The organism is Actinoplanes sp. NPDC051411, assembly GCF_040682075.1.
In the GTDB taxonomy this organism is placed as follows: Bacteria; Actinomycetota; Actinomycetes; order Mycobacteriales; family Micromonosporaceae; genus Actinoplanes.
The window spans coordinates 15308-28499 of sequence record NZ_JBFBAD010000041.1; the positions used below are offsets into that span (position 1 = coordinate 15308).

Here is a 13192-nt window from a genome sequence, read left to right on the forward strand (position 1 = left end):
TGCCTGCTGGTCGGGCTGTGCCTGCTGGTCGGGCTGTGCCTGCTGGTCGGGCTGTGCCTGCTGGTCAGGCAGCATCCGCCGACCGGGCCGACCCGGTTGATCGGGTCGAACGCAGCGAGCTGGTGGATAGGGAAGTGCCCAGGCAAGCCGGTCAGATCGGCGCGGTCGGGCCCCTGCTGGTGGGTAATCCGCGCAGCGCCGTGGACCAGATGGCTTCGCCGATGGGGAGGGCTCCGCCGATCAGGCTGGGAACGTCCTCCCGGCGGGCCGTGCCGGCTCGACCGACCGATCCGCTCGGTGTCGCCCGGCGGGCGGGCGCCAGCGCCGCCCTGGGAGCACCGCCGCCCCTGGGAGCGCGACGCAGCTTGGAGCATCGCCGCCCCTGCGAGCACCACCGCCTCTGGGAGCACCGTCGACCCTGGGAGCGCGGCGCGGCTTGGGAGCGCGGCGCGGCCTGATCGATCAGAGGCGCCCGTGGCCGTGATGGCGGGGATGGCTCGCGGGCCAGTCCGCAACGATTGCCGAATGCGCGGTGCGGCGCCTTGGGGAATCGTGGAGACAATGGTTCTCATCCGGGTCTGAGGGATTAGAAACTCGTCGTCAAGGTGCCCTCAGCGGCACCCAGGTGGGTCGGCGTTGGGCGCGACTCTATTTTACGCCGGCACTCGATTTTGGCGGCTCAGCGGGCGCATTTTCGTCGGCACGACAGTGCGTCCTTGCAAGGGTCGAAAATGTTAATGGTCGTCGCGGTTTCCTCGCGCTCCGGAGGGTTGTCGATTTGCGAGGTGGTGGCGTCGTCTCGGCGATCGCCGGCGGGCTGGGCGACCGAGTCCGGCCGTGGGGGTGGTGGCGCGTATTGTCGGGCGGTGAATTCGGCTGACCTGCAGGGGCTTCGAACGGGAAGCCTCGCGACGCGTGAGGCGCATGTGCACGATCTGCTCGAGCGGGCCGGGACGCGCGGTGACGAGTCGGCCGTTGCGGCGCTGCACGTGCTTGTTCGCGACTACCGGGAGTTTCACCGGTCGTTGTATTCGCGGGCGATGAACCACGCGGCCGTGTTCGCCGACGCCGGGCTGCAGGAGCCGTTGCTCGCCGCGCTCGGTGACACGCGGTACAACTGTCAGGCGTGGGCCGTGATGGGGTGCGCGGCGATGGACATTCGGGCCGCCGTGCCGCAGCTTGTCACGCTGCTCGACCACCCGCAGTGGATCGTCCGGGGTGAGACGGTGACCGCGCTCGGCCGCCTCGGCGACGCGTCGGTCGTGCCCGCGATGCGGCCGCTGCTCGGGGACCCGGCCGACTGGCTGCGTCAGCGGACCGCCGACGCCCTGGCCGGCATCGGCGGCGACGCGGCGTTGGAGGCGCTCTGGCACGAGTTCGAGCACCGGCGGTTCCCCCGGATCGGCTACATCGCCAGCACGCTGGCCCTGTTTACTCCGGAAGTGGTGCCCCGGCTGCTGGCCGCGGTCGACAGCACGGATCCGGATCAGCGGTACTGGGCTGCCGTCGCGCTCGGATCGACCGGTGATGATCGGGCGGTACCGGTGTTGGAGCGGCTGATGGCCGGCGACCGCGGCGTGACCGTGTTCGACGGGGAGGTCCGCACGGCGGCGAAGAAGGCGCTGCGCACGCTCCGTCGCATCCAAGCCGCCATCGCCGAACGCGAGAGGGCCGAAGCGCAGGTCGAGGCCTGATTCAGGTCGCGAGGTGGGTGGCGAACCAGTCGGTGACCGCCTCGTCGACGGTCTTCGCCTGTGGTGTCTGCGGCGCGGGTTGGTCGCCGGGGCGTTCGGCGAGGGGGTGGGCCAGTCCGGGCACCGTGGTGAGGTGTGCGCCGGGCACGGCCGCGGCCAGGGCGGCGGCGTCGGCGCGGAAGGCCGGGTAGTCCTCGTCGCCGCTGACCACCAGCAGGGCTGTGCTGCCGAGGTCGGCGGCACGGGCGAGGAAGTTCAGCCGATCGGCGGCCGCCCGTGAGGAACTGTCCCACGGATAGGGCCGCTCCGAGATGAGCGCGACGACGGATTCGGCGCGGATGGCGGCGTTGATCACGGCCAGCGCGGCCACGGGCACGACACCGCTCGCGGTCACCGTGAGGGCGACCGCGCCGCCCAGCGAGGCACCGACGACTCCGACCGGCGCGCCGGCGATGGGGAACCGCGCCCGCAGGTCGGCCAGGGCGGCGGGGAACTCGTCGGCGGCCTGGCGCACCACCGGGTCCACGTAGAGCATCATCGGATCGCGCCGTGACAGCTCGCGGCCTTCGGGGTAGGAGCGGGGTCCGCACCAGGGCATGCCCAGATGGATGCGCCAGGCCGCGACACCGGACAGCGGCAGCGCGGCGGCGAACGCCGCGTCGGTGCACGGTGCGTCCATCATGTGCCAGGTCACGACCAGCGGGGCGGGCCCGCCGCCGGCGGGTGGCAGGGCGGTGAAGGGTACGCCGGCGGCGGTACCGATGATCGTCATGCCCCTACGCTATGCGCCCGGCCGCCCCGGTAGGCCCGGCCTGGATGCGCTGCCAGCGAACGCCGCCGCGCTCGTGGCTGAGGTTCCCGGGAGCGTCCCGGACGAAGGACGGCCTCAGCGGCGCAGGTCGTGCTGGCGGTGGGTCAGCTTTTCCATGGCGGAGGCGGGCAGGAGGCGGCGCAGGGTGAAGGCGAGCGGGGCTCGGCTGCCGACGGCGTACCGCTGTCGGGGACGCGGGGCCTCGATCGCCTTGACGATGGTGGCGGCGACCTGGGCGGGCGAGGTGCCGGCGGTTTCGTTGCGGTCGAGGGCGCCCAGCATGCGGTCGAAGTCGGCGCGGAACGGGGAGTCGGGGGTGGTGTAGCGGGTGCGGCGCTCGCTGATGCCGGTGCTGATCGAGCCCGGTTCGACCGTGGTCAGCCACACGCCGAAGGGTGAGTATTCGTGGCGGGCGCCGCTGGCGAAGCCGCGCAGGGCCGCCTTCGAGGCCACATAGGAGGACCGGTAGGACAGCGGGAACGAGGCGAGCATCGAGCCGACCATGACGACCCGGCCGTACCCCCGCCGGCGCATGCCCGGAAGGGCGAGCTGCGCCAGGCGGACCGGGCCGAGCACGTTGATCTCGAAGAGGCGCCGCAGGGCGTCGCCCGGCAGTTCCTCGAACGGGCCCGACTGGCTCTCGCCGGCGTTGTTGACCAGGACGTCGACGGTTTCCAGCGTCGGGGCGAGCGCTTCGACCGACGACGGCGAGGTCAGGTCGAGCGAGACGAACTCGATCTCGCCCGGCGGCTGGGAGCCGGCCTTGCGGCTGGTGCCGATCACCCGGTAACCCCGGGCGGCCAGCGCGGCCGCGGTCGCCTTGCCGATGCCGGACGATGCGCCGGTGACCAACGCGGTGCGCTCCATCGCGTCACCCTACCGGGCGGTCACGTCCCGGGCACCGGGCCGGTCGTGCGTCGCGGGCATCGGGTCGGTCGTGCGTCGCGCGCATCGGGCCGGCTGCGTCACCGGCGTCGGGTCGGTCAGGGCGCGAGTCGCGGGACCGGACCGGGTCATGTGACCAGCATCGTGCCCATCATGGCCATGTCCTCGTGCTCCAAGTTGTGGCAGTGGAAGACGTAACGGCCCGGATAGTCGGCGAACGCGACCCGGATCGTCGCCTGCTCGGACGCCCGCAGGTCGATCGTGTCGCGGAGGCCGAGGTCGTTCGCCCCGGGGCCGGACAGGCCCCGCGACACGACCTCGAAGTGGCCCAGATGCAGGTGCACCGGGTGATCGAAGTCGGACGTCAGCTGCCAGTGTTCGGTCGTGCCCAGTCGCGGAGTCGTGTCGGCGCGGGCCGGGTTGAAGTACCGCCCGTTGATTTTCCAGGTGTTGTGGGCGCCGAGCCCGAAATGCAGCGTCCGGGTCACGGCCGGCGCGGCGAAGACCGGGGCCGGTGCCAGCCGGTCGGGGACCCGGCTCGGGTCGTCGGTGGTGCCCGAGACCAGGAACTGCATGACCTGCCCGGTGCCGTCGTCCCCGAACTCGTTGCGCATCGTGACCCGCTGACCGTCGGCGAACGCGGCGAAGTCGACCACGACGTCGCAGCGCTGGGCCGGGGCCAGGTCGACGGTGTCGCGCCGGACCGGCGAGGGGAGGAGGCCGCCGTCGGTGCCGATGACGACGAAGCCCGCTCCGGGTGGTGAAAGCGACAGCCGGTAACGCCGCGCGTTGGAGCCGTTGAGCAGGCGCAGCCGATGGCGTACGCGGGGAAGCTTGGCCACCGGCCAAGCCGCACCGTTCACCGTGATGACGTCACCGAGAACGCCGCCGCGGTAGGTGTCGGTGACTCCGGGTGTGTGCAGCAGTGTCGGGTCGAGGCTCGGGTAGAGCATCGAGCCGTCGGAGTCGAAGGACCGGTCGGCGATCATGACCGGGATCTCGCGGTCGCCGGCCGGGAGGCCGAGCGAGCGCTCGTTGGCGTCGCGGACGAGGTGGAAGCCGGCCAGGCCGCGCCAGACCGAGGCGGCGGTGAAGTCCATGCGGTGGTCGTGGTACCAGAGGGTGGCCGCGGGCTGGTTCATCGGGTAGACGTAGTCGCGGACGCCGTGCGTGACCACGCCGCCGTGATCGTGGGCCGGAACGGGGCCGGCGGGCAGCACGAAGTCGGTCGGGAAGCCGTCGGAGCTCGCCGGGGTGTGGCCGCCGTGCAGGTGCACGACGACGGGCACCGGCAGCGCGTTGCGATGGCGGACGGTCGTGGGGCGGCCGCTCGTCGAGACGATCGTCGGGCCGGGGAACATGCCGTCGTAGCCCCAGATCCGGGTGGCGACGCCGGGCAGGATCTCGGCCGTCCCGGCACTCTGGGTGATCTCGTAGTGGTCACCGTCCGCGTCCTGGCGGACCGGCGTGAGCACGGGCGGTATCGGCAGCGGCAGCTGGAACGGCTTCGGCCGGCGGAGGCGGCTCTCCAGCACGGCGCCGGTCGATCCGGAACCACGCAGGCCGTCGAGGAGCGGCACCCCGACGAGCGCGGCGGCCCCCGCGCCGCCGAGCGCCTTGAGCACGGAACGCCGGTTCATTCGCGCACCGCCGCCTCGGCCGCGGCGCGCTCGGCCGCCGCCGTCCGGGAAGCAGAGGGTTCGGCGGCCGTCCGGGAAGCAGAGGGTCCGGCCGCCGCCGTCCGGGAAGCAGAGGTTTCGGCGGCGGCCGTCTCGGAAGCAACGGGCTCGGCGTGCGCTGTCGGGGAAGCGGCCTTCGCTGCCCCCGCCGACCTGGTTGGCTCTTCAGCAGGCCGGTAGCGCCACGCCCAGATGGTCAACAACACCCCGAGCACGATGATCGAGACGCCGAGCGGCACATGGACGATCAGCACCCGGGTGAACCCGAGCAGGATCTGCAGCCCGATCAGCGCGAACAGCCCCAGCCCGGCGAACACCGGCCAGAGCGGCCCGCGTCCCCGCCACCGGATCGGGATCGCGCAGACCGCCGCCACCAGCACGGCGATGCCGGCGTAGGTCGCGTTCTCGCGGTGGGTGTGCAGGGCCGGGAAGGAGCCCGACAGCATTCGCCCGGCGAAGATCGCCTGGTCGAAGAGGAGTACGGCGGCAACCGTCATGGTCACCCGGAACGGCCAATGACTCATACCTTGGAGGCTAGCAAGAAATTCTCAGACGAGAAGTTCTTATCGGAGTTATTTCTCAGTCGCACCTAGCTGGACGTAAGCTGTGTGACGTGAGTGACGTCGCCGCGATCGGCCCCCAGGTCGGACTGCTCCTGCGTCTGGCCCACCAGCGCGCCGCCCGCACCTTCCGCGAGGCCCTGATCCCGCTCGGCATCGACGGCCGGCTGTTCGGCGTGCTCTCGGCGCTCGGCCGGCTCGGCCCGTCGACCCAGGCCAGGCTGATCACCGAGCTGGACGCCGACAAGTCGGCCATGTTGCGCACCGTCGACGACCTCGAGCAGCGCGGACTGGTCGAGCGCCAGACCGTTCCCGGTGACCGCCGCGCCCGCATCATCGCGCTCACCGCCGCCGGCCAGGAGCGCCTGACCGCCGCCGAGCAGACCGCGACGAAGGCCTCGGCGACGCTGTTCGCGACGATGGATCCCGACGAGCTCGTCGCGCTGCGCGACATGCTGGCCCGCTTCGTGGCCGAGGGACGCGAGCCCTGAGCGGCGTTCAGGAAACTCATCGTCGTCTCACATGATCTTGGTAGGGCCACCGGGAAACCTCGAATCCGTCGGTACTTCGAGGGACGGGTGGTCGCATGGCCGAGGTGGCGCGCCCGCTGGCGCAGCGGGCGGACGAGCGGCCGGACGCGACCGCGTACGTCTCGGGGCCTGATGGCCGCACGCTGACCTGGGCCGATCTCGCCCGGCGGGCGGCGCGCCCGCGCGCTCTGAATCTCGCGCCGCAGGCGCGGATCGGCCTCTCGACCGCCGATCCGCTCGAGTTCGCAGCCCTCTACCTGGGCCTTCTCGCGGCCGGCCGCACCGTGGTGCCGCTCGACCCGCGGCTGACGCCGCACGAGCGGGAAGCCGCGGTGGTCCGGCTGCGCGTCGATCTCACGCTTCCCGACAATTCCGTACGCGGCGACGCCCGCCTGCCCCACGGCCACGTCATCGAGCCGCCCGCGGTGCTGCTGACCAGCTCGGGAACGACGAGGCACCCCAAGGGCATCGCGCTGTCCGAGGCGCAACTGGTCGCGGCCGCCCGGCGCGTCGCCCGGCACCACGGGCTCGGCCCGGGCGACCGGGGATACAGCCCGTTGCCGCTGTTCCACGTCAACGCCCAGGTGATGGGGCTGCTCGTGGCCCTGGTCAGCGGGGCGTCGCTGGTGCTCGACCCGCGGTTCGACGCCGGCTCGTACTGGGACCGGGTCGAACAGTGGCGGCCGACCTGGCTCAACACCGTGCCCGCGATCCTCGCCGCACTGGCCGCCCGGACCGGGCCGCCGTCGCCGGTCGCCGAACGGATCCGGTTCGCCCGGTCGGCCTCGGCGCCGCTGCCGGTCCCGGTGTCGCGGGCCTTCACGGCCGCCACCGGGATCTCGGTGCTGCAGACGTACGGGATGACCGAGGCGGCCGGCCAGATCACGGCCAACCCGCTCGACCCGTCAGCCCGGCGGGAGGGCTCGGTCGGCCGGCCGGTCGGTGTGGACCTGGTCGTGCTGGGCCCGGAAGGCCAGCTGCTGCCGCCGGGGGAGACCGGCATGGTCGCGCTGCACGGCCCGGCGGTGACCGCCCACCGGCGGCGGCTGGTCGAGCAGCGCAAGCTGCGGGTGCTCTCCGGCCCGTCGTCACGGTTCGAGGGCACGGCCGAGGAGCATCGCACCATCTTCCTCGTCGACCCGTCGCACAACGTGCCCGAGTTCAAGCAGTACGAGGACCCGCGCCTCCAGTTCTGATGCGCCGGCTGGCCGTCCCGCTGATCCTGCTGTCGAGTTGCGCGGCCGTGCCGGGCGGTTTGGTGTTCAGCACGGTGCTGCTGCGGTCGGGCGGGCTGACCCGGTCGTACGTGGTCGTCCGCCCCGCCCGTGCGCCGGGCCCGCTGCCGGTGCTGGTCGAGCTGCACGGCTGCTGCACGACCCCGTGGGCCGAACTGGCCCGCAGCGGCTTCGTCCCGGCGACCGGGGGAGCGGCGATCCTGGTCTATCCGGCCGGCTACGACGAACACTGGAACGCGGGCGCCTGCTGCGGCTCGGCCACCGTCGACGACGTGGCCTTCCTGACCGCGGTGATCGAGCGGGTGCCGCCGGGTCACCCGGTTTACCTGGTCGGCTACAGCAACGGCGGCCGGATGGCCTGCCGGCTGGCGTGTGAGCGACCCGCGCTGTTCGGGGCGGTGAGCGCGTTTCCGTGCCCTCGTCCACCCCCGATGCCGATCCTGATCGCGGCCGGAACCGACGACCCCGAACTGACGGTCCCGGTGGCGGGCATCCCGCACGTGGTCGGCGGCTTCGTGGAGCCGTCAGTGGTGGGCCAGGCGGAGATCTACGCGGCGGCGAACCGGCGCCGGGGACTGCCCGTTGTGGTGCGGCTCTATCCGGGGGGCGGCGCACGAGTGGCCGCCCGGCCTGGCCGGGGTGATATGGCGGTTCTTTGTCGCCCGGGGCGTGGGCTGAGGGCCGTGGGTTGAGCTCAGGGCGCGGGCTGAGGGGTGTGGGTTGGGGCGCGGGTTCGGGGCGTCGGTTCAGAGGCGAGGTTTGCGGGTGCGGGCCGGGGCTGGCCCCCTACCAGCCCGGCGGCGCTTGATGGAGTCGCCGATGATCAGGGTGTCGACGGCGGGGACGTCAAGGTCGGCCGGGTCGTGGGTGACGAAGTCGTAGAGATGGTCCAGGTCGCGTAGCCGGCGGCCACGAAGAGGTTGGTAAGGCTTCCCGATTGTCCGCCGGCCGGTCGGGGGAGGCTCCGGCTGGTAGGGCTGCCGTCGGCGCGCCGGGGAAGGACCGGGCGCCGGGCGGTCCAATTTCGGCCGGGACTTCCCCAGTGCGTCACGCTCGTCCGCCCGCACCCTGGGCACGGCGCGCGGCGTACGCACAAGGCCGAGCCCGGACCTCACGAGCAGCTGCTTTCAGTAGCGGCAGCGCAGAACCACGAGCGTGTTTCCCGGCACGTCGATCTGGCCGCCCGCTTTCGTGGTCTTCCGGCGGTTCGCGAGCAAGGGGTCAGCGGTATTGACGACCGTCTCCCACGTACGCCCGAAATCGCGGCCCGGCAGCGAAAAGCGCAGCTCTTCCCCCAGCGGGTTGAAAAGCAGCAGGAAGGAGTCGTCGACGATCTCCTCGCCGAGCGCGTCGCGTTCGGGCAGGCCGTGGCCGTTGAGGAAGACCGTCATCGTCATGCCGCTGCGGGTGCCCCAGTCGGCCTCGGTCATCGCCTCGCCGTCGCGGCGCAGCCAGGCGATGTCGGGCACCTTGGTGTCGCCGGTCGGCTCGCCGGTGAAGAAGCGGCGGCGCCGGAAGATCGGGTGGTCGGCGCGCAGGCGGGTCAGCTGCCGGGTGAACGTGGTGAGTACGTCCTGGTGGCGCGCGTCCGCCCAGTCGACCCAGCTCAGCTCGTTGTCCTGGCAGTAGACGTTGTTGTTGCCCTGCTGGGTGCGGCCCAGTTCGTCGCCGTGCGCGATCATCGGCACGCCCTGGCTGAGGAGCAGCGTGGCCAGGAAGTTGCGTTTCTGGCGTTCGCGCAGCTGGACGATCGCCGGGTCTTCGGTCGGGCCTTCGACGCCGCAGTTCCAGGACCGGTTGTGGCTTTCGCCGTCGCGGTTGTCCTCGCCGTTCGCCTCGTTGTGCTTGTCGTTGTAGGAGACCAGGTCGGTCAGGGTGAATCCGTCGTGCGCGGTCACGAAGTTGATGCTGGCCAGGGGGCGGCGGCCGTCCACCTCGTACAGGTCGCTGCTTCCCGTGAAGCGGGAGGCGAATTCGCCGAGACTGGCCGGCTCGCCCCGCCAGAAATCGCGGACCGAGTCGCGGTATTTGCCGTTCCATTCGGTCCACAACGGCGGGAATCCACCGACCTGGTAGCCGCCGTCGCCGACGTCCCACGGCTCGGCGATGAGCTTGACCTGCGACACGATCGGGTCCTGGTTGACCAGGTCGAAGAAGGCGGCCAGCCGGTTGACCTCGTGGAATTCGCGGGCCAGCGAGGCGGCGAGGTCGAACCGGAACCCGTCGACGTGCATTTCGGTCACCCAGTAGCGCAGCGAGTCCATGATGAGCCGCAGCGATTCGTGGTGCCGGACGTTGAGGCTGTTTCCGGTGCCGGTGGTGTCGTAGTAATACTGTTTGTCCTCGTCGACCAGCCGGTAGTAGGCGGGATTGTCGACGCCGCGGAACGACAGTGTGGGCCCGAGGTGGTTGCCCTCGGCGGTGTGGTTGTAGACGACGTCGAGAATCACTTCGATGCCGGCCTGGTGCAGGGCCTTCACCATCGACTTGAATTCCTGCACCTGGCCGCCGTGCCCGCCGAACGAGGCGTATTCGTTGTGCGGCGCGAAGAAGCCGATCGTGTTGTAGCCCCAGTAGTTGCGCAGGCCCCGGTCGAGCAGCGTGCTGTCCTGCACGAACTGGTGCACCGGCATGAGCTCGACCGCGGTGACGCCCAGGTTCTTGAAATGCCTGATCATCGCGGGGTGGGCGAGCCCGGAGTACGTGCCGCGCACATCCTCGGGAATGGCCGGGTTCTGCATCGTCATGCCCTTGACGTGGCATTCGTAGATGACGGTCTGGTGCATCGGGATGCGCAGCGGCCGGTCGTTTCCCCAGTCGAAGAACGGGTTGATGACGACGCTCTTCTGGGCGAACGGCGCCGAGTCGGCGTCGTTGCGCGACAGCGGGTCGCCGAACCGGTAGGCGAACAGGGCCTCGCTCCAGGCGTTCTCCCCGTCGATCGCCTTCGCGTAGGGGTCGAGCAGCAGTTTGTTCGGGTTGCACCGCAGGCCCTGTCCGGGGTCGTAGGGGCCGTGCACCCGGTAGCCGTACCGCTGGCCGGGCACGAGCCGCGGCAGGTAGCCGTGCCAGACGAACGCCTCGCGTTCCGGCAGATCGACCCTCGTCTCGGTGCCGTCGTCGTCGAACAGGCACAACTCCACCCGTTCCGCGACCTCGGAGAACAGGGCGAAGTTCGTCCCGCCGCCGTCGTAGGTCGCGCCGAGGGGGTAGGGGTTACCGGGCCAGATCCGCATGCCCGCACCACTTCCCATCAAGACCACCGCCCAATCTCCAGGTGGCCAATCTATCCGGGCTCGGCGGTGTCACTCTTTGTCGTCGGTGTGCCGGTTCGCCTTGAGGTCGTTGATCCCCTTGTTGCTGCTGCCGTGGGCCGGGGTCGCCGAGGTGGGCGGCCGGTCGACGATCGACTCGCCGGTCTCCCCGGTGCTGGTGACGTGCTGGTCGGTGCTGGCGCCCGCGGTCTCGGCCACCTGGTCGTGCGAGTTGTCAGAAGTCATGAAGGTCAGTTACCCGGCCCGGCCGGGTGATTCACAAGATCAAGGGAGAGATTCCAGAGCCGGGCGGCTTTCTCCGGGTCCATCGCGTACGCGGCGACGCCCCGCCGCACCCCCGGCGTGTGCTCGGGCGCGATCCGGCAATCCTCGAAGTACTGCCCGGTCACGCCCTCGACCAGGGGGGACGCGGCCAGCAGCACCGACGTGGCCGCCCCCTGCTCCACCGTCTTGACCGAGACGCCGGTGGCGCCGGCCGGGTCGAACGACTCGGGCGGGGTAGCCAGGTGGCGGCTCAGGTTGGTGCCCCGGATGCGGCCCGGGTTGAGCGCGTTGACGGCGATGTGGTCGGGGGCCCACCGCTTGGCCGCCTCGACCGCGAACAGGATGTTGGCCGTCTTGGACTGGCTGTAGGCGGCCCACGGGTCGTACGGGTGGCGCGCGAAGTCGACGTCGTCGAACAGCACCTCGCCGTTGATGTGCCCGACGGAGCTGACCACGACCACGCGCGCGCCCCGGGCGGCGGCCAGGGCGTCGTGCAGGCCGAGGGCGAGCTGGAAGTGGCCGAGGTGGTTGGTGGCGAACTGGAGTTCACGGCCCTCGGGCGTACGCGTCTCGGGCGTCGCCATGACGCCCGCGTTGTTGACCAGGATGTGCAGCGGGCCGCTCCAGGCGCGGACGAAACGGTCGACCGAGGCCGGGTCGGCGAGATCGAGATCGTCGCGCCGGGTGGCGGTGACGTCGGCGCCGGCCGCGGCGAGCACCCGGGCGGTCTCGGCGCCGATGCCCGAGCCGCCGCCGGTGACGACCGCGCGCTTCCCGGTCAGGTCGAGGCCGGCGACGACCTCGGCCGCGGTGGTGCTCGCGCCGACGGGATCGTGGTCATGGCTGTGGTCCTCCTGCTAGGGTGAATATCCGGACCTCGGTCCGTTTGTTACCGGAAGCATAAGCGGACCGCGGTCCGATTGTCCTGTGAGGTGCGCCATGCGGGCCGACGCCCAGGAAAACCACGACCGCCTCCTCGAGGTCGCGGCCCGGGCCTTCGCCCGCGAGGGCACCGGCGCCTCGCTCAAGGCGGTCGCCCGCGAGGCGGGCGTCGGCATCGGTACGGTCTACCGCCGCTTCCCGACCCGCGAGACCCTGATCGAGGCCGTCTACCAGCAGGAGGTCGCCCGCCTGTGCGCCGCGGCGCCCTCCCTGGCCGCCGAGCTCGAAGGTGCGGCGGCGCTGCGGGCGTGGATGGAACAGTTCGTCGACTTCATGGGCACCAAGCGCGAGCTGGTCCGCCCCGCGCTCACCTCGGACGACGAGAGGCAGCAGACCCGCGACGAGCTGCGGGCGGCCATCGCGGTGCTGCTGGCGGCGGGCGTGGCCGACGGGACCGTACGCGCCTCGATCGACCCGAACGACCTCCTGTTGTCGCTCGGCGGCATCACCCTGATCGCTGATTCGGAGAACCAGCGCGCTCTCGCCACCCGTTTGATCGCCCTGCTGCTCGACGGCGTGCTTTCCGCCTCTCGAACCGGATAGCAACCGGTTCCCATTCGCCGCCGCGACGCCCGGGCCGACCTGCTCCGCTGACCGCTCACCAGGGCAGACGCCGCCCGTCCCGGAAGAAGCCGCCGGTCGGGCCGCCGTCGGGCAGGTTCGCGGCCCACAGGATGCCGGCCGCGCCCTCGGCGACCGGCCGGCCACCCGGCCCGCCCATGTCGGTGTCGACCCAGCCCGGGCAGATCGAGTTGACCAGGATCCGGTCGCTCCGCAGCTCGTCGGCCAGCATGAGCGTCAGCGCGTTGAGCCCCGCCTTCGACACCGAATAGGCCGGTGTGCCGCCGCCCATCGACGCCAGCGAGCCGCCCTCGCTCGACACGTTGACGATCCGCCCGTGCCGGCTCTTCCGCAGCGCCGGCAGCAACGCGAGCGTGAGTCCCCACGCACCGAGCAGGTTGGTCTCCAGCGCCTCCCGCACCACGGTCAGATCCGCGGTGGAAGCCCGCTCCCACGTGTCCCAGTGGATCGCCGCGTTGTTCACGAGCACATCCACGCGCGCATAACGGCCGCCGACTTCCTCGGCGAACGCGGCGATCGAGGCCGGATCCGCGACGTCGAGCCGCATCAGCACCGCCCCCGCCTCGGCCGGAGTGGCACCGCGCGCCGTCTGCAGCACGGTGTCGCCGGCGGCGGCGAACTGCCGCACCACCTCCCGCCCGATCCCTCGGCTGGCCCCGGTAACCACGACGATCCGCTCCATCCGGCCATTCTCCGCCGCCCGCACGCCCACCCCGTCCGGCTCGGGCCCATCGA

At 71.5% G+C, this 13192-nt stretch carries 13 protein-coding genes; 5 read left to right on the plus strand and 8 right to left on the minus strand.

The genetic code is table 11. The features are described from left to right. The first annotated feature begins 737 nt into the window (after nt 1-737). A complete protein-coding gene (locus AB0M88_RS23005; RefSeq protein ID WP_364105357.1) occupies nt 738-1694 on the plus strand; it encodes a HEAT repeat domain-containing protein in 957 nt (318 codons plus the stop codon). Nucleotide 1695: 1 nt separating this feature from the next. Here AB0M88_RS23005 and AB0M88_RS23010 read toward each other — a convergent pair whose 3' ends face one another. The 4 genes from AB0M88_RS23010 to AB0M88_RS23025 all read right to left on the minus strand — a co-directional run bounded on the left by AB0M88_RS23010 (nt 1696) and on the right by AB0M88_RS23025 (nt 5593). Then, nucleotides 1696-2466, minus strand: coding sequence for an alpha/beta hydrolase (locus AB0M88_RS23010; protein WP_364105359.1), 771 nt, complete (start codon nt 2464-2466; stop codon nt 1696-1698). A 114-nt stretch (nt 2467-2580) separates the two neighbouring features. Next, nucleotides 2581-3372, minus strand: coding sequence for an SDR family oxidoreductase (locus tag AB0M88_RS23015; protein ID WP_364105361.1), 792 nt, complete (start codon nt 3370-3372; stop codon nt 2581-2583). Between the two features lie 146 nt (nt 3373-3518). Next, a complete protein-coding gene (locus AB0M88_RS23020; RefSeq protein WP_364105363.1) occupies nt 3519-5030 on the minus strand; it encodes a multicopper oxidase family protein in 1512 nt (503 codons plus the stop codon). Further along, entirely contained in the window at nt 5027-5593 is a 567-nt protein-coding gene (locus AB0M88_RS23025; RefSeq protein ID WP_364105365.1) for a hypothetical protein, read from the minus strand. The genes AB0M88_RS23020 and AB0M88_RS23025 overlap by 4 nt, the downstream gene beginning before the upstream one ends. An 89-nt stretch (nt 5594-5682) precedes the next feature. Between AB0M88_RS23025 and AB0M88_RS23030 the strand changes: the two genes are divergently transcribed. The 3 genes from AB0M88_RS23030 to AB0M88_RS23040 all read left to right on the plus strand — a co-directional run bounded on the left by AB0M88_RS23030 (nt 5683) and on the right by AB0M88_RS23040 (nt 8086). Further along, nucleotides 5683-6120, plus strand: a complete 438-nt coding sequence (locus tag AB0M88_RS23030) for a MarR family winged helix-turn-helix transcriptional regulator (RefSeq protein ID WP_364105367.1) — start codon at nt 5683-5685, stop codon at nt 6118-6120. A gap of 95 nt (nt 6121-6215) precedes the next feature. Beyond that, nucleotides 6216-7355 carry an AMP-binding protein gene (locus tag AB0M88_RS23035; RefSeq protein ID WP_364105369.1) on the plus strand — a complete coding sequence of 380 codons (1140 nt, stop codon included), beginning with the start codon at nt 6216-6218 and terminating at the stop codon, nt 7353-7355. After that, complete coding sequence (locus tag AB0M88_RS23040; protein WP_364105371.1) at nt 7355-8086, plus strand: hypothetical protein; 732 nt, start codon at nt 7355-7357, stop codon at nt 8084-8086. Before AB0M88_RS23035 ends, AB0M88_RS23040 begins: the two co-directional genes overlap by 1 nt. Before the next feature lie 435 nt (nt 8087-8521). Here AB0M88_RS23040 and glgX read toward each other — a convergent pair whose 3' ends face one another. The 3 genes from glgX to AB0M88_RS23055 form a co-directional block, all read right to left on the minus strand. Further along, on the minus strand, nt 8522-10630 hold the full coding sequence (gene glgX, locus AB0M88_RS23045) for a glycogen debranching protein GlgX (protein WP_364105373.1): 2109 nt from the start codon (nt 10628-10630) through the stop codon (nt 8522-8524). Between the two features lie 69 nt (nt 10631-10699). Next, a complete protein-coding gene (locus AB0M88_RS23050) occupies nt 10700-10894 on the minus strand; it encodes a hypothetical protein (RefSeq protein WP_364105375.1) in 195 nt (64 codons plus the stop codon). A gap of 5 nt (nt 10895-10899) precedes the next feature. Next, nucleotides 10900-11715 (minus strand): SDR family NAD(P)-dependent oxidoreductase, encoded by an 816-nt coding sequence (locus AB0M88_RS23055; protein WP_364105489.1) that lies wholly within the window; start codon nt 11713-11715, stop codon nt 10900-10902. A 157-nt stretch (nt 11716-11872) separates the two neighbouring features. Between AB0M88_RS23055 and AB0M88_RS23060 the strand changes: the two genes are divergently transcribed. Continuing rightward, nucleotides 11873-12418, plus strand: coding sequence for a helix-turn-helix domain-containing protein (locus AB0M88_RS23060; protein WP_364105377.1), 546 nt, complete (start codon nt 11873-11875; stop codon nt 12416-12418). Between the two features lie 55 nt (nt 12419-12473). Here AB0M88_RS23060 and AB0M88_RS23065 read toward each other — a convergent pair whose 3' ends face one another. Continuing rightward, on the minus strand, nt 12474-13139 hold the full coding sequence (locus AB0M88_RS23065) for an SDR family NAD(P)-dependent oxidoreductase (protein WP_364105379.1): 666 nt from the start codon (nt 13137-13139) through the stop codon (nt 12474-12476). Nucleotides 13140-13192 lie beyond the last annotated feature (53 nt).